The following is a 14,677-nucleotide window of genomic DNA, read 5'->3' on the forward strand; positions in this document are numbered from 1 at the left end:
GGGGGACCCTGTGGGAGAGTAGGACGCCGCCGAACAATTTTTAGAGGAAGCCCCTCGGGAACGAAAGTTCCCGGGGGGCTTTTTCGCGTTTCCGGGAAGAAAAGGGCCTGCTGTTCGGCAGGGGCGCTGGGATGCTGGGCGGTATGGGATATGTGATCAGGCCGGTGCAGGCGGGCGAGTGGGAACGGCTGAAGGAGCTGCGGCTGGCGGCGCTGGCCGATCCGGTGGCCCGGGTGGCGTTCAACGAGACCTTCGAGGAGGCCGTGGGCAGGCCGGAGGAGCTCTGGCGGGAGCGGGCGGCGCGGAGTGCTGAGGGGCACTCGGTGGTGACGTTCATCGGGGAGGCCGCGGACGGGGGTTGGGGCGGCATGGTGGTGGCTCTCGTCGAGACGGACGAGGAGGCGCCGCAGACGCATGTGGTCGGGGTGTATGTGCGGCCGGAGCACCGGGGGACGGGGCTGGCGGGGGAGTTGCTGCGGGCGGCGATCGCGTGGTCGTGGAGCCGTGCCGAGCCGGTGGTCGAACGCGTACGGCTGTGGGTGCACGAGGAGAACGGGCGGGCCGAGGCGTTCTACCGAGGGCTGGGGTTCGAGGCGACCGGGCGGACCATGGCCGATCCGAAGGATCCCGCGGCGAGCGAGCGGGAGATGGCGCTGCTGCGGGGGTAGTGCGTGGCGGGCCGGCGCGGGTTCTCGGGCCTGGGTCAGGTCCGTAGGGAGTGGTGGGGCCAGCGGGCGCGGGCCTGTTCCTGGGAGCGCATGGTGGCCAGGGTCAGCAGGCCGCGGGCACGGCCGGTGTCGAGGAGGCCGGGGAGGGCGGGCAGCGGGGCGAGGGCCGCGATGTCATCCAGGACGAGGGTGAGTGGTGGGTCGAGCCGACCGTCAGATGACCGTTCGGCCATGCGGCGGCCGTGCTCGACCACGCTTGAGAGGAGTGCGGTGAGCAGCGGCATCGCACCCGGGTCGGTACGCGGATCCTCGATGGGCTCGCCTACCACGTAAAGCGTTCCCCCTTCATCGAGAAATGATTCGAGGAGAACCGAATCTGCTCGAAGCGGGGTGCAGGCGTCCCGGATGTGGATCGAGGAGAGGGCGGTCAGCGCCCGGCCGATCAACGCCTGGGCGGCTTCCCGGCGTTCGGGGTGTGCCGTGAGCACCGACTCCAGCTCGCCGGCCTGGCCGGCCGACGCCTTGGGGCTGGTGCGCAGGATGCGGACGGGTTCCTGGGCGGCGCCGGTGGCGTGTGCCCAGCGGTGCAGCTGGCGGAACGGGCGGCCGTCCACCGCGGCGGCGTGCAGCCAGCAGCGCAGCAGGGTCTGGGCGGCGTCCGCGACCGCCGAGTCCAGCGCGCCGGGCGGGCGTACGGGGGCCAGCAGGGCCGTGGCACGGGCGGTGGCGGTGGCGAGGTCCGTACAGCCGGAGGTGGGGGACCAGCGCAGGCGGGCCGGGGTGTCGAGGTGGTGCGTCGGGTCGTAGGTCAGCAGCGGGCCGAGTTTGGCGCGGGCGTCCTTGGTCTCGGCCCAGACAGCGGGGTCCGTCGTGGCGACGATCAGCGGGCCCGGGGCGGCGGCCGCGGCGGCGACGGAGGCCGCGCGGGCGGCGGCCCGGTCGGTGGTGAACTGGACGCGGGGGAGGGTGGGTTCGGTAGGGGCGCCGGCGGCAGGGGTGAGCGGGGGCGCGGTGCGCTGTTCCGGGACGGGGCCGGCGGCGACGGGGTCGAGGGGCGGCGGGGTGAGGACGGCCGGGGTGGCCGGGGCGTCCTCGCTGGGGGCTGTGGGCTCCGGGGCGGCGGGGACGGTTTCCCGTACGGCTTCCCGGGCCGCTCGGGCCTCCCTGGCCTCCTGCGCGGCCCGTTCCGCAGCCCGTTCCGCCGCCCGTGCCTCATGGTCCGTCGGACGGGCTTCCCGCGCCTCCCGGGCCTTCGCCCGGCGGGCCGTCCGTACGGCGCGGTAGCGGGCGACCGTCCCCAGTGTGAAGATCACCAGGACCAGCAGCACCATCAGCTCGCCGATGAGGATGCCCCAGAAGAGGCCGTAGCCGGAGAGCTGGCTCTTGGGGGTGTCGGGCCAGGCGGCGGCCATGTCGTGCGGTGCGGAGACCAGATGACGCAGCGCCATCGGCGTACCGGAGTAGGTGACGCCGGCGGGCCAGGTGCCGTGTGCGAACAGGCCGGCCAGTCCGGTCGCCGTCCACACCAGGACCGTCAGGCCCAGCAGGAAGGCGAGCAGCCCGACGAGCAGGGAGTCGGGGACGCCGCGCCCCCGGGGCCGGGCGGCGCCTCGTTCGTCGTCGTATCCGCGGGTCACGCCACCGTCTCGCTCGACTCGTCTCTCCACTGCCGCTCCATCGCCATGGCCTCGGCGCGCGCCTCGGCCTCGGCGTCCGCCGCCTCCTGGATGGCGCGTGCCTCGTCCGTCGGCATCGCGGACGCCTCGGTCATCGCCCGGTCGGTGAAGACCAGCGGGCGTTCGGCCTCGGTGATGAGGTGTTTGACGACCTGGACATTGCCGTTGACGTCCCAGACCGCGATGCCGGGGGTGAGGGTCGGGATGATCTCTACGGCCCACCGTGGCAGGCCGAGCACCCGGCCGGTGGCGCGTGCCTCGTCGGCCTTCTGGGCGTAGATGGTGCGGGTCGAGGCCATCTTGAGGATCGCCGCGGCCTCCCGGGCGGCGGCGCCGTCGACCACGTCGCTGAGGTGGTGGACGACGGCCACGAAGGACAGGCCGAGCCGGCGGCCGAACTTCAGCAGCCGCTGGAAGAGCTGCGCCACGAACGGGGAGTTGATGATGTGCCATGCCTCTTCCACCAGGAAGATGCGCTTCTTGCGGTCGGGGCGGATCCAGGTGTGCTCCAGCCAGACGCCGACGATCGCCATCAGGATCGGCATCGCGATGGAGTTGCGGTCGATGTGCGACAGGTCGAAGACGATCAGCGGTGCGTCGAGGTCGATGCCCGCCGTGGTCGGTCCGTCGAACATGCCGCGCAGGTCACCGTCGACGAGCCGGTCGAGCACCAGCGCCACGTCCAGGCCCCAGGCCCGGACGTCGTCTATGTCGACATTCATCGCCTCCGCCGACTCCGCCTCCGGGTGCCGCAGCTGCTCGACGATGTCGGTCAGGACGGGCTGCCGGTGGGTGATGGTGTCGGTCACGTAGGCGTGCGCGACCTTGAGGGCGAAGCCTGAGCGTTCGTCCAGGCCGTGGCCCATCGCGACCTCGATGATGGTGCGCAGCAGGGCCAGCTGGCCGGTGGCGGTGATCGACGGGTCGAGGGGGTTGAGGCGGATGCCGCCGTTGAGGGCGGCGGTCGGGTCCAGGCGGATGGGGGTTATCCCCAGCTCCTGGGCGATGAGGTTCCACTCGCCGACGCCGTCCTCGCCCTGCGCGTCCAGCACCACGACCTGGCGGTCGCGGAACCTCAACTGCCGCAGGACGTAGGTCTTCTCCAGCGCGGACTTGCCGTTGCCGGACTCGCCGAGGACCAGCCAGTGCGGGGCCGGCAGCTGCTGACCGTAGAGCTGGAAGGGGTCGTAGATGTAGCCCTTGCCGCTGTAGACCTCACGGCCGATGATCACGCCGGAGTCGCCGAGACCGGGGGCCGCGGTGGGCAGGTAGACCGCCTGGGCCTGGCCGGTGGAGGTGCGTACGGGCAGCCGGGTGGTCTCCACCTTCCCGAACAGGAAGCTGGTGAACGCCTCGGTGAGCGCTCCGATCGGATCGAGCATGGCCATGACGTACGCGCCTCCCAGCGGCTTTAGCGGCGGATCCCGGTCGCGAACGGCAGGGTGTTGACGAACGCCCGGTGGTGCTCGCGATCGCACCACTCCAGCTTCAGGTAGGACTTGCCGGCCGACGCACGGATGGTGCGCTTGTCGCGGGCGAGCGCCTCGGGCGAGCGGGAGGAGACCGTGAGGTAGCCGACGAGGTTGACGCCGGCCGCGCCGGACGCCAGGTCCTCGCCGCGCTGGTCGACGCGGCCGTGGTGGGCGACGTCCCGCGGGTCGACGACGCGGTTCATCTTCGCGGCGCGGCTGGCCTCGGCGTCGTCGTTCGTCTTCTCCGTCAGCATCCGCTCGATGGCGATCTCGGTGGGTTCCAGGTCCATGCAGACCGCGACCGTACGGATCACATCCGGGGTGTGCACCAGGAGGGGCGCGAGGAAGTTGACGCCCACCGGGGTCAGCGGCCACTCCTTGACCCAGGCGGTGGCATGGCACCACGGCGCGCGGGTCGTCGACTCACGCGTCTTGGCCTGGAGATACGTCGGCTCCATCGCGTCCAGCTCGGCCGGCCAGGCGTTGCGCTTGCTCATCGCCTGGATGTGGTCGATGGGGTGGTCCGGGTCGTACATGGAGTGCACGAGGGAGGCGAGCCGGGCCTGGCCGAGCGGCTGGCGCACCCGGATGTCGGCCTCGGCGAGCCGGGCGCAGATATCGGTGAGCTCACGGGCCATGACCACGGCGAGACCGGCGTCCCGGTCCAGCTTCTTGCGCAGCAGCCCGCCCTGGTGCATCCGCGCGGCGCGGGCCATGGTCTGTGCTTCGGTGGCCAGCTCGCGGGTGTAGTGCATACAGGCGACGAGGTAGGCGCGGTGTTGCTCCGAGGAGGTGGAGACCATCGACTGGAGCTGGTCGTAGGAGTCCTGGAGCCAGTCGGGGGAGCTCCTGTCGCCGCGCTGGGCGACGTCCTTGGCGTGTGCGTCCGGGTCGGCGGGCAGCGTCCGCGCCAGCATCTGGAGCCGGGTCACAAAGCCGTCCCCGTTGGCGACGTGCTTGAGCAGCGTCCCGAAACGGTCGACCAGTGCCTCCTGGTCCTCACTGTCCCGCAGGCCGACACCCGGGCCCTCGATCTCGATGGCCGCCGTCACCGTCTTGCGGTCGGCGTGCAGCAGCACCGCGATCTCGTCCGGGCCGAACGGGGCGGACAGCCAGTTGATCCGGCCGATGCCGGGCGGCGGGCCGATCTCGACCTCCCGGCCGTCCAGCCGGACGCCCGCCTCGGCGGCGCCGGAGCGGTAGGTGGCGCCGCGGCGGACCGTACGGCGGAAGCTGCGCCGGATCTCGAACCACTTGTAGAACGTGCGGCCCTTGTACGGGACGTAGACGAGGGCGATCCCCAGCAACGGAAAGCCGGTCAGGGACACGATCCGCAGCGGCAGCATGGGCACCAGCAGGCCGCACATCATGCCGAGGAACGCGCCGGCGATGATCAGCGCGATCTCACCGGTCTCGCGGTTCTTGCCGACGATCGCGTTGGGCCGGGCGCGGCCGATCAGATACGTGCGGCGCGGGGCGATCGGGTGGGACTGCGTACTCAACGCCCCTCACCTCCTGCGGTCTTGCCGGAGCGGGAACTGCTGCCCGGGCCGGGGTTCGGGTTCGTACGGGGAGCGGGGGTGGCGGGGGCCGGGGCGCGGCCGCCACGGGAGCTGTGCGCGGCGACGCCGCCGGCCACCGCGTCGGCCGGCCGGGACTGGCCGCCCTGCGCCTGCCCGCCGTCTCCGCCGGAGCTGCGGGAGCTGTGGGTCTTGATGCCCTGGGAGACCAGCGCGGCGGGCGAGGAGATCATCGCGGCGGCCTGGCTGCCGTCGGTGGCCCGGCCCTTGTTCGTACGGGCCGAGACCATCTCGTCGCCGAAGCCGGGGACGAAGCGGTAGATCACCGCGCTGGCGAAGATGGCGAGGACGATGATCGAGAGGCCGGAGACGACCGCGGAGAAGGCGTTCGGGCCCTTGTCGTGGGAGAGCGCACCGGCGACGCCGAGCACGATCACGATGACCGGCTTCACCAGGATCACCGCGATCATGATGCCCGCCCAGCGCCGCACATGCCCCCACATGTTCTTGTCGACCAGCCCGGCGTAGACCACCGTGCCGAGCAGCGCCCCGACGTACAGCAGCGCGGCCCGGATCACCAGCTCCAGCCACAGCACACCGGCGGCGAGCACCGAGACCAGGGACACCACGATCAGCATGATCGGGCCGCCGCCGATGTCCGTGCCCTTCGTGAGCGCCTGGGAGAAGGCCCCGAAGAAGGTGTCGGTCTGCGCCCCCGTCCCCTTCGCGATGATCTCGGTGACCCCGTCGGTCGCCGAGACGATGGTGTAGAGGATCAGCGGGGTGAAGGCGGAGGCGAGCACGGTCAGCCAGAGGAACCCGACCGCTTCACTGATCGCCTCCGTCAGCCGCACCCCGCGCACCGCGCGCTTGGCGACGGCCAGCAGCCACAGGACGAGGGTGAGCACGGTGGAGGCGGCGAAGACGACGGCGTACTGACGCAGGAACGCGGCGTTGGTGAAGTCCACCTGGGAGGTGGCCTTCACCGCCTCCGACAGCTTCGTGACGATCCAGGCGGCGGCTTTGGCACAGCCTTTGGCCAGGGATTCGAGGGGGTCGAGGGGGTTGTTGTCCGTGAGGCCGCCGCCTCCCGGATCGGGCGTGCTGCCGCTGCCGCCGCCCCGCTTTTCACAGAGTTCCTTGGCCTTGTCCGTGAGCAGATCGCAGGCGCCCTCGGTCGGCTTGGGAGAGGGCGCCGCGAACGCGCGGGCCGAAAGGACCACCAGGGTGGCCTGGAGACCCGTCAGCGCCGAGGCGACGGTGAGGGCACGGCGTCGGTTGTTACCTCGCATAAGTGAACCCTCCGAACCCTTGGACGGCCTTGGACATGTCCTTGGCCGTCGCAGCGGCCTGATCGCCGCCGATCGGGGCCGGCCCGGCCTTCTGTGTGAAGCCGGCGACCTTCCAGTCGCCGTTGACCCACTGCAACTGCATCGTGGACGTGTACCAGCTCTCCGCGACCGGGTTCTGGGAGCCCGTGCCGGCGAGGCCGAACAGGGTGGAGTACCAGACCGCGACGGTAGCGGTGGTGCCCTCGAACTTTTCGGTCTTCGTGCCGACCGGGTTCGCCCGCGACACGAAGGTCATTCCGCCGGGCGTGCTGCCGTCCGCCTTGAGGCCGACCCGGCCGAGGAACTTGGGGTCCGTGTAGACCTTGCGGAGGCTTTCCTTGCGGGCCGCGGCCGCGGAGGAGGTGTAGACGGCGTCGACGATCGCGTCCCGCTCGCCGGACTTGTACATGGCGCTGCTGGAGAGCGCGACCACGTAATTCGCCGCCGCCGACTGCGCCCCCTGCTCCGTCTTGGCGAACCCCGACGCGATGCCGCCGGTCTTGCCGTCGACGGCTTTGGTGCCGGTGGGGGCGGTGGGCTGGGTGTGGCCGGGGTCCTTGGGGGAGTCGTTGGCGGTGGTTTCGCTGTTGCCGCTGCCGCCGCGGTTGGCGAAGGCGATGGCCGCGAGCAGCAGGACGATCACGCCGACGATCGTGACGAGGTTGCGGCTGGACAGGCCGGTCCGGGAGCGCCGTCCCGGGCCGTAGATGTCGCCGTCGTTGTCGGGAAGTCTGGTCCGGGTCTGGCCCGTCCCCGGACCGCGGTGGCTGTCGCCGCCGTAGCCGCCGTCGTCACTGAGACTCATCGCGCCTGTGCCCCCTCTGCCGCCGTCGCCGTGCGTGCTGTGTTGTGCCGCCCTCATATGACCGTAGCCGCGCGGGCGGCGGCTCGGGTGCGGCGGTACGAGTACATCTCACCGTGACGGGTCCTCAGATGCGGTACGGCAGAGGCGAATGGGGGACTCTGGGTTATTTGTGCGCATCGTCTGCTCCGCGGTCGCCGGTCGCCTTCTTGCCCCCGGATCCACCTGTCCCCGCGCAGCGCTCGGCCCAATCGGTCCGCTGGTGGCGGGGGTGAGGAGGGCGAGCTGCGGTGCCGTCGGGCCGGCGTGAGCAGGCGTCAGCATGGGGCCTCGGCAGGAGAGGTGGGGCCGGTGGGAGCGAGTGGGGGCACGGGGCGGCGGAGAGATGGTGGGCGGGGGCGCACGGGGGCGATGCGGGGACGGACGGGTGCCGGAGGCGCGCCATACGGGCGACGGTGGGGCCGGGGTGTGGCCTAGACCGCCATGCCGTAGACGATGGTGAAGAGCGTCCCGAGGGAGCCGATGATGAAGACTCCGGTCAGGCCGGCCACGATCAGGCCCTTGCCCTGTTCGGCGCTGAAGGTGTCGCGCAGCGCGGTGGCGCCGATGCGCTGTTTGGCGGCGCCCCAGATCGCGATGCCGAGGCACAGCAGGATCGCCACCGCCATGACCACTTCGATCATCACGCGGGCCTCGTTGCCCAGGCTCCCGAACGGCCCCCAGTCCGGGGCGATTCCGCCGATGATGGTGGTGATGTCGCCTTTTTCGGCCGCAATGAACATGTGTGAACTCACCGCCCCTTGATGGGTAGTTGTGTCCCCGTGCCGGCGCGGCACAGGTCAGTCTCTATCTTCGCTGACAAATGGGCCGTCAGCTGTCGACTTGGCGGCTTTCTTTGAAGGATCCCGTGCGGGTGGCGTGTCTTCGTGGGCGCACGCCCTCCATTGAACCGACCGGTCTCACCGTGTGTATCACGGGGGATAACCCTGGGCAATGATCATCGGGAGCACCGGTGGCCGGTCCGGCGCGCCGGGTCGTTTGTAGCCCGTTCGGGTCCATGGTTACGGTCCTGCCGGGGTTCTGACGCGGCGTCGCCCGTCCGGCGGTGTACGGGGCGTCGCCGTACGTGCGGCCGTACCCCGGCCGGAGCGCCGCGTGCGCCGCGTCATGCGCCGTCGTGCGGCACCCGGGGCGGCGGCGCGCGCGGGAGCGGCCGGAAAAAGGCAGTGAACCGGGGCTGAATGGGGGAGGGTTGGGGGGTGCGGAAATTCTGGGTGGCCGGAGGGCTCGGGGCGGGGCTGGTGCTCTGCCTGCTCGGGCTGCTTGTGATCGGTACGTACATGGCGGCGGCCGGGCTGGCCGGGGCCGGCGGGCGGGCGCTCGGGCTGGCGAAGGGGGCGGTGCCCGCCGAGTATCAGCAGCTGGTGCAGAAGTGGGGGACGCTCTGCCCGGCGATAAGTCCCGCACTGCTGGCGGCGCAGCTCTATCAGGAGAGCGGGTGGAACCCCAGGGCGCAGAGCCCGGCGGCCGCACAGGGCATGGCGCAGTTCATCCCGGGGACCTGGCAGACCCATGGCGTCGACGGGAACGGCGACGGCAAGAAGGACGTCTGGGACCCGGAGGACGCGATTCCGTCGGCGGCCTCGTACGACTGCGAGCTGGCGAGCTATGTGAAGCGCGCGCCGGGCAATGCCACGCACAACATGCTCGCCGCGTACAACGCCGGGGCCTATCGCGTCATCCAGTACAACGGGGTCCCGCCGTACAGCGAGACCCGCAACTATGTGAAGACGATCACGACGCTGGCGAAGAGCTTCGAGGCGCCGGCGCAGCGGGTGGAACCGTCCCGGCAGGCCGCGGGCGCGATCTACTTCGCCCAGCAGAAGCTCGGTACGCGCTATCTGTGGGGCGGCACGGGAACCGCCGCGCAGGGCGGCCGGTTCGACTGTTCCGGGCTGTCCCAGGCGGCGTATCACTCCGTGGGCATCGAGCTGCCCCGGGTGGCGAACGACCAGTGGAACGCCGGCCCGCACCCGAAGCGGAATGAGCTGCTCCCGGGTGATCTGGTGTTCTTCGCCTACGACCTGAAGGACCCGCGGTCCATCCACCATGTGGGCATCTATGTGGGAGGCGGGTACATGATCAACGCGCCGTACACCGGGGCCAGGATCCGGTTCGACAAGATCGATACGCCGGATTACATCGGTGCGACCCGCGTCACGTCGGATGGCGCAAAAGCGCTGCCCGGTACGAACGCTGCGTGAACATAGGGCCCTGAACTGCGGTGATGAGTCAAGCTTCGATAACGTCCTGGTGATCATCCGGTGGAGGTTGGAACGCCAGGGGCGGGCATCGCGTTTCCTTGGCGTGGGGACGTAAGCGCGCTTGACACGGCACACGCTCGACGACCACGGGGGCAGGCAGCACACGAAGGCGCTCGCGCGCGCGAAAGATAAGGGGCCGCGGTAGATGGCTGGACTCGCACTCGAGGGGCCGAACCCCGACGTCGACGTGCTCGACGGCATCAACGGCCTCGCGAAGGACGCCCCCCACTGGGTCAACAAGGCCATGGAGTACATCGGTGAGTACGGCATCATCGCCGGCCTCGCCGTGCTGTGTCTGATCGCCTGGTGGTCCGCGCGCCGCAATCCGGGCGCGCCGGCCGCCGTCGCGGGCCTGGTCTGGGCGCCGCTGGCCGCGGGCATCGCCCTGCTGGCCAATATCCCGATCCGGTCGTTCGTCGAACGGCCGCGGCCGTTCAAGGAACACGCCGGACTGGAAGTACTGATCCCCGGCAAGAGCGACTTCTCGTTCGTGAGCGACCACGCGACGCTCACCATGGCGGTCGGTGTCGGGCTGTTCATCGCCCACCGGAAGTTCGGCCTGATCGGCATTCTGCTGGCGCTCGCCGAGGGCTTCTGCCGCGTCTACATGGGCGTGCACTACCCGACCGACGTGGTCGGCGGCTTCGCCCTGGGCACCGCCGTGGCGCTGCTGCTCGCGCCGCTCGCACAGGCCCTGCTGGTGCCGGTGACGACGGCGATCGCCGGGTCGAAGCTGGCATGGCTGGTGTGCGCGCCGGGCGCCGGTGCGGGCGCGGGGCAGGACGGCGAGGGCAGCCGGGTGGTGGCCACGGGCTCGGCGGTGCGGGGCGGACACAAGGAGCGGGACAAGGACCTGGCGGCCTGAGGGCACGGCCCGGCGGTTCCGGTGAACCGGCGGGCCGCGCCCATGGGACACAAGACCTGGCGGATGCGGACGGCCCGGCCCCTCGCGGGGGCCGGGCCGTCCGTGTGTCCGGGGGCGCTCAGAGCGCCTGCGGGAAGGTGCTGAACAGCCGCTGCGGGTCGTAGGTCCGCTTGACCTCGGCGAGCCGGGTGGCGGCGCCGCCGTAGTAGGCCGACTTCCAGTTGCTCAGGCCGGGGTCGGTGTAGTTCTGGTAGGCGGCGCCCGAGGAGTGACGGCGCATCGCGTCGTGGAAGGAATTCAGCCACGCTGTGCGGGAGCCGGGCGAACCGTTCGCCGGCCAGGACGTCAGGTACTGGGCGAGGAACCGCGAGCCGCGGTGGACGAAGGCGGTGTCGGAGCTCTTGACGCGGTTGATCGCGCCGCCCAGCGCCGTCAGCGCCACGTTCCCGGCGACGCCCTTGCGGCCGCCCGCCTCGATCTGGTCCATCAGCGTGCGGATGCCGGCCGCGGACAGCGAGCGGTCGAAGAAGTGCGAGCGGGCGGCGTAGGTCTCCCGGCCCAGCTGGCCGGCACCGGTCTGGCCGGGCAGCGAACCCGGCGCGTGGCACTGGGCGGTGGACTTGGAGGAGCAGCCCGCGTAGGACTCCATCGCGTCCAGGTAGCCGGTCGGCGTGAGATGCACGCTCTTGGCGGGGCCGGGGCCGCCCGGCTGGTCGGCGAGCTTGTCCAGGGCGTTCTTCAGCTCGCTGTAACTGCCCAGCGAGAAGGCCGCGACGGAGACGGACGGGGTGCCGCCGGGGTGTGCGTCGAGATGGCAGGCGGACCAGATCTCGTCGGCCTGCACCGGCCCCCACTTCTGCCAGGAGGCGACCACCTTCGCCGCCTTCGACCACGGCCAGGTCAGATACGCCATGACCGCGCGCGGCGCCGGATGCGTACGGAAGCGGAGCTCGGTGACCACGCCGAAGTTGCCGTTGCCGGCGCCGCGCAGCGCCCAGAAGAGGTCGGCGTGCTGCTTCTTGTCGCAGTCGACGGTCTTGCCGTCCGCGGTGACCAGCGTGGCGCCGACGAGGCTGTCGCAGGTCAGACCGTACGCACGGGAGACCACGCCATGGCCGCCGCCGAGGGTGAGGCCGGATATGCCGACGGTGGGGCAGGAGCCCCCGGGTATCGTCACGCCGTGCGCTCCGAGGCCCTCGTAGACGTCGATGAGCTTGGCGCCGGCGCCGATGCGGGTGATGCCGCCGGACGGCGCGCCGACCTTGGACAGGGCGGAGACGTCGATGATGAGCTTGTTGTTGCCGCTGGACCAGCCCGCGTAGGAGTGGCCGCCGCTGCGGATGGCGACCGGGGTGTCGTAGCGCCGCGCGAAGGAGAGGCATTCGGCGATGTCCGCCGGATGCTTGACATAGGCGATGGCCGACGGCTTCAGCGTGTCGTAGCGGGTGTTGTAGAGCCGCCGGGCGGTCGCGTAGGCGCTGTCGGTGGCCTGCACCAGCTTGCCGTCCAGGCTCTTGCGCAGCGCGGTCCAGGACGACTGGGAGGCCCGGCCCTTGGCGGCGCCCCCGGCGGCGGCCGCCGCGTTGGTCCTGGTGGCGCCCGCGCCGGCCGCGGCCTCCGTGGCGGAGGACGCCGCGCCCGCCGTGCCGGTCTTGTTGTCGCAGCCGGTGGCCAGGGCGACCGCGGTCGCCGCCAGTCCGCCGCCGGTCTGAAGGAGTGTGCGCCGCTTCACTGGGATGAATCCCCCTCGATGTCGTACGGTCCCGCCCCGCCTGCCGGTGGACCGGCCAGTGGTCACGGGGCGCTGCCGGGGAATCCGCACCGGACCGTCGCGGCAATGCGCTGCCCCGCGTTGCGCGGTGTCCGGTGATGCCCGCGCTGTCCGGTGCTGTCCGTGAAGTCCGTTGGCGGCGCGGTGCCGTTGCTTCCCTGACTACGCAGATGCGGCAGGGGCGTGTGGGGTTCCCGGAACGGACTTCCTCATTCCAGCGGGCGCCCGGATCCGTCGCCGTCGTGGCCGGATCCGGGCGCGACCTCGGCCAGATGGCGCTGCGCGTCCGTACGTGCCTGGGAGCGGGCGCGCCGGGCCGGTCCCCGCCAGCCGCAGTCACAGCGGGCCGTGCAGAAGGCGCCGCGTTCGGTGGTGGAGGTCGCGTGAGGGGCTCGGTGGGGCACCCGGCCACGCTACGCGCCCCAGGTGTCCTTGCGTGACGAGCCCCCTCGGCGGTCGTTGAACGGAACGGTCGGTGAAACGTCAGGCGCGGCGGCGGAACGTCCGACCCTCCCGAGCGGACCGGCCGGCCCAGGCCGTTCCCGAAGACAGCGGCCGAGGGGGCTCGTACGCGATGGTGGTGCAGGACAGGCGAGGCGGCGGCACGGTCGCCGTGGCCATGGCGTGCGGGACGGGTCTGGCGGTCGGGCTGCTGACCTCGGGCTGTTCCCAGGACGGCGCCGCGGCCGACGACCAGGAGCCGGCCGGGCGGGCCGCCCCCGCCGCCGCGGAGGTCCGGGACAGCGCCGACGCCCTGGTGCGGGCCGGCTCCGCCACGGTCCGCACGTCCATGGAGACCGCGAGCGGCGGCACCCGCGTCGCCATCCGCGGCACCGGCGGCTACGACTTCGCCACCAGCACCGGCCGGCTGCGGGTCGTGCTCCCCGATCCGGCGGGCCGGCCCAGCGGCGGCCATCAGCCGATCACCGAGATCCTGGCGCCCGGTGCGCTGTTCATGAAGAACCGCGGGGCCGGGGTGCCGGCCGACAAATGGGTGCGGGTGGCCACCGCCTCACTGTCCGACGGGAATCTGGTCACCGGCGGCGCGACCGATCCGCTGGCCGCCGCCGAACTCCTGCGCGGCGCACGGGAGGTGACGTATCAGGGCGAGGAATGGCTGGACGGGGTCCGGGTGCGGCACTACCGCGGGACGACGGACATCGGGGCGGCCGCCGCGGCGGCGTCGCCGCGCACCGCGCCCGCGCTGATCGCCGCGGGTGACGGATTCACCACCGGCGAGGTGCCGTTCGACGCGTATCTGGACGAGGCCGGGCGGCTGCGCAAGGTGCGCCAGTGGTTCCGTTTCGCCAACGGTGCGCCGAAGGGGGCCTCGGTGACGTCCACGACGGAACTGTCCGGTTTCGGGACGAAGGTCGCGGTGCAACTGCCGGACGAACGGGACATCTACGCGGGAAAGATCGCTTCACCCACGCCATGAGGGCGGGCGCCGTGGGCCGGGCATGTGACGGGGGCGCCTGCCGGATGGCGGAAATGGTCCATCCGTGCCATGCGCGGAGCGTGCGCCCGTCCCTAGGCTTGCGGTAACCACCCCAGGCGTGGGAAGGCGCTCGAAGGAGGAGGTGTTGTACGTGGCCGGACACCGCCCTACGACGGTCCAGGACCACGTAGCCCTCGTCGAGATCGACCTGACCGGTGAGTTGATGATCGCGGCCGCGGCCGCCAGCGAGGATCGGCTCAGCCCGGACCGTATCGACGAGGTGCTGGAGGTCGACGGGGACGGTGGCGACCCCGCGGACCGGGTGCCGCCCGGGTCCGGGACCGCCGGACGCTGCCCCGGTTAGCGCGCCCTTCAGGTGCGCAGCATCCGCTCGATGGCCTTGGTGGCCTCCTGGACCTTGGCGTCGATGGCCTCGGGGCCCTTGACGGCTGCGTCGGCGACGCAGTGCCGCAGATGTTCCTCCAGGAGCTGAAGGCCGAAGGACTGGAGGCCCTTGGTGCTCGCGGAGACCTGGGTGAGTATGTCGATGCAGTAGACATCTTCTTCGAGCATCCGCTGGAGTCCGCGGATCTGCCCCTCGATCCGCCGCAGTCGCTTGATGTGTGCGTCCTTCTGCTGTGCGTAGCCGTGCACGCCGGCTGCCGGAGAAGTCTCTGCGTGATGGGTCACGGTTTGAACGTCGCTTCGGGGGTCGGCATCCGGCTTCGGGGGGTGGGGGGCCGCGGCGGCTGCGGTGCTGCCGTTGGTGTCGGCGTCCGTGGTCGGCATGGCCGTCTCCCGTGGTATCTA

14 protein-coding genes are annotated in these 14,677 nt (G+C 71.5%); 5 read left to right on the forward strand and 9 right to left on the reverse strand.

Annotated elements, in window-relative coordinates:
- The first annotated feature begins 143 nt into the window (after positions 1–143).
- On the forward strand, positions 144–668 hold the full coding sequence (locus ACFWJW_RS33390) for a GNAT family N-acetyltransferase (RefSeq protein ID WP_387248184.1): 525 nt from the start codon (positions 144–146) through the stop codon (positions 666–668).
- A 35-nt stretch (positions 669–703) separates the two neighbouring features.
- On the opposite strand, the gene ACFWJW_RS33395 is transcribed toward ACFWJW_RS33390, so the two are convergent.
- The 6 genes from ACFWJW_RS33395 to ACFWJW_RS33420 form a co-directional block, all read right to left on the reverse strand.
- Positions 704–2,305 carry a type VI secretion protein gene (locus ACFWJW_RS33395; RefSeq protein ID WP_387248242.1) on the reverse strand — a complete coding sequence of 534 codons (1,602 nt, stop codon included), beginning with the start codon at positions 2,303–2,305 and terminating at the stop codon, positions 704–706.
- Positions 2,302–3,726, reverse strand: coding sequence for an ATP-binding protein (locus ACFWJW_RS33400; protein WP_387248245.1), 1,425 nt, complete (start codon positions 3,724–3,726; stop codon positions 2,302–2,304). The genes ACFWJW_RS33395 and ACFWJW_RS33400 overlap by 4 nt, the downstream gene beginning before the upstream one ends.
- A gap of 29 nt (positions 3,727–3,755) precedes the next feature.
- Positions 3,756–5,318 (reverse strand): SCO6880 family protein, encoded by a 1,563-nt coding sequence (locus ACFWJW_RS33405; protein WP_387248186.1) that lies wholly within the window; start codon positions 5,316–5,318, stop codon positions 3,756–3,758.
- On the reverse strand, positions 5,315–6,628 hold the full coding sequence (locus ACFWJW_RS33410) for a hypothetical protein (protein ID WP_387248188.1): 1,314 nt from the start codon (positions 6,626–6,628) through the stop codon (positions 5,315–5,317). The genes ACFWJW_RS33405 and ACFWJW_RS33410 overlap by 4 nt, the downstream gene beginning before the upstream one ends.
- Positions 6,618–7,472, reverse strand: a complete 855-nt coding sequence (locus tag ACFWJW_RS33415; protein ID WP_387248190.1) for a hypothetical protein — start codon at positions 7,470–7,472, stop codon at positions 6,618–6,620. The genes ACFWJW_RS33410 and ACFWJW_RS33415 overlap by 11 nt, the downstream gene beginning before the upstream one ends.
- 470 nt (positions 7,473–7,942) lie before the next feature.
- Positions 7,943–8,251, reverse strand: a complete 309-nt coding sequence (locus ACFWJW_RS33420; RefSeq protein WP_006603970.1) for a hypothetical protein — start codon at positions 8,249–8,251, stop codon at positions 7,943–7,945.
- Between the two features lie 477 nt (positions 8,252–8,728).
- Between ACFWJW_RS33420 and ACFWJW_RS33425 the strand changes: the two genes are divergently transcribed.
- Positions 8,729–9,733 (forward strand): NlpC/P60 family protein, encoded by a 1,005-nt coding sequence (locus ACFWJW_RS33425; protein WP_387248192.1) that lies wholly within the window; start codon positions 8,729–8,731, stop codon positions 9,731–9,733.
- A gap of 205 nt (positions 9,734–9,938) precedes the next feature.
- A complete protein-coding gene (locus tag ACFWJW_RS33430) occupies positions 9,939–10,658 on the forward strand; it encodes a phosphatase PAP2 family protein (RefSeq protein ID WP_387248194.1) in 720 nt (239 codons plus the stop codon).
- A gap of 118 nt (positions 10,659–10,776) precedes the next feature.
- On the opposite strand, the gene ACFWJW_RS33435 is transcribed toward ACFWJW_RS33430, so the two are convergent.
- Both ACFWJW_RS33435 and ACFWJW_RS33440 read right to left on the reverse strand, forming a co-directional pair.
- Complete coding sequence (locus ACFWJW_RS33435; RefSeq protein ID WP_387248196.1) at positions 10,777–12,390, reverse strand: FAD-binding oxidoreductase; 1,614 nt, start codon at positions 12,388–12,390, stop codon at positions 10,777–10,779.
- 248 nt (positions 12,391–12,638) lie between these two features.
- The gene (locus ACFWJW_RS33440) at positions 12,639–12,833 is read right to left on the reverse strand and encodes a hypothetical protein (protein ID WP_387248198.1); all 195 of its coding nucleotides are present in this window, start codon (positions 12,831–12,833) and stop codon (positions 12,639–12,641) included.
- 170 nt (positions 12,834–13,003) lie between these two features.
- Here ACFWJW_RS33440 and ACFWJW_RS33445 point away from each other — a divergent pair, with 170 nt between their 5' ends.
- Together ACFWJW_RS33445 and ACFWJW_RS33450 are read left to right on the forward strand one after the other, a co-directional pair.
- Positions 13,004–13,867, forward strand: coding sequence for a hypothetical protein (locus tag ACFWJW_RS33445; protein WP_387248200.1), 864 nt, complete (start codon positions 13,004–13,006; stop codon positions 13,865–13,867).
- Between the two features lie 145 nt (positions 13,868–14,012).
- Positions 14,013–14,231, forward strand: a complete 219-nt coding sequence (locus ACFWJW_RS33450) for a hypothetical protein (RefSeq protein ID WP_387248247.1) — start codon at positions 14,013–14,015, stop codon at positions 14,229–14,231.
- 8 nt (positions 14,232–14,239) lie between these two features.
- Here ACFWJW_RS33450 and ACFWJW_RS33455 read toward each other — a convergent pair whose 3' ends face one another.
- Positions 14,240–14,656, reverse strand: coding sequence for a metal-sensitive transcriptional regulator (locus tag ACFWJW_RS33455; RefSeq protein WP_387248202.1), 417 nt, complete (start codon positions 14,654–14,656; stop codon positions 14,240–14,242).
- Positions 14,657–14,677: the final 21 nt, after the last annotated feature.

Origin of the sequence: Streptomyces sp. NPDC127097 (genome assembly GCF_042724075.1) — a bacterium.
GTDB lineage: Bacteria > Actinomycetota > Actinomycetes > Streptomycetales > Streptomycetaceae > Streptomyces.

Excerpts from the sequence above, each read along its gene's own strand:
- ACFWJW_RS33390 (WP_387248184.1), top strand. The coding sequence starts at position 144 with ATGGGATATGTGATCAGGCCGGTGCAGGCGGGCGAGTGGGAACGGCTG.
- ACFWJW_RS33400 (WP_387248245.1), bottom strand. The coding sequence starts at position 3,726 with ATGCTCGATCCGATCGGAGCGCTCACCGAGGCGTTCACCAGCTTCCTG.
- ACFWJW_RS33410 (WP_387248188.1), bottom strand. The coding sequence starts at position 6,628 with ATGCGAGGTAACAACCGACGCCGTGCCCTCACCGTCGCCTCGGCGCTG.
- ACFWJW_RS33415 (WP_387248190.1), bottom strand. The coding sequence starts at position 7,472 with ATGAGTCTCAGTGACGACGGCGGCTACGGCGGCGACAGCCACCGCGGT.
- ACFWJW_RS33420 (WP_006603970.1), bottom strand. The coding sequence starts at position 8,251 with ATGTTCATTGCGGCCGAAAAAGGCGACATCACCACCATCATCGGCGGA.
- ACFWJW_RS33430 (WP_387248194.1), top strand. The coding sequence starts at position 9,939 with ATGGCTGGACTCGCACTCGAGGGGCCGAACCCCGACGTCGACGTGCTC.
- ACFWJW_RS33445 (WP_387248200.1), top strand. The coding sequence starts at position 13,004 with ATGGTGGTGCAGGACAGGCGAGGCGGCGGCACGGTCGCCGTGGCCATG.
- ACFWJW_RS33455 (WP_387248202.1), bottom strand. The coding sequence starts at position 14,656 with ATGCCGACCACGGACGCCGACACCAACGGCAGCACCGCAGCCGCCGCG.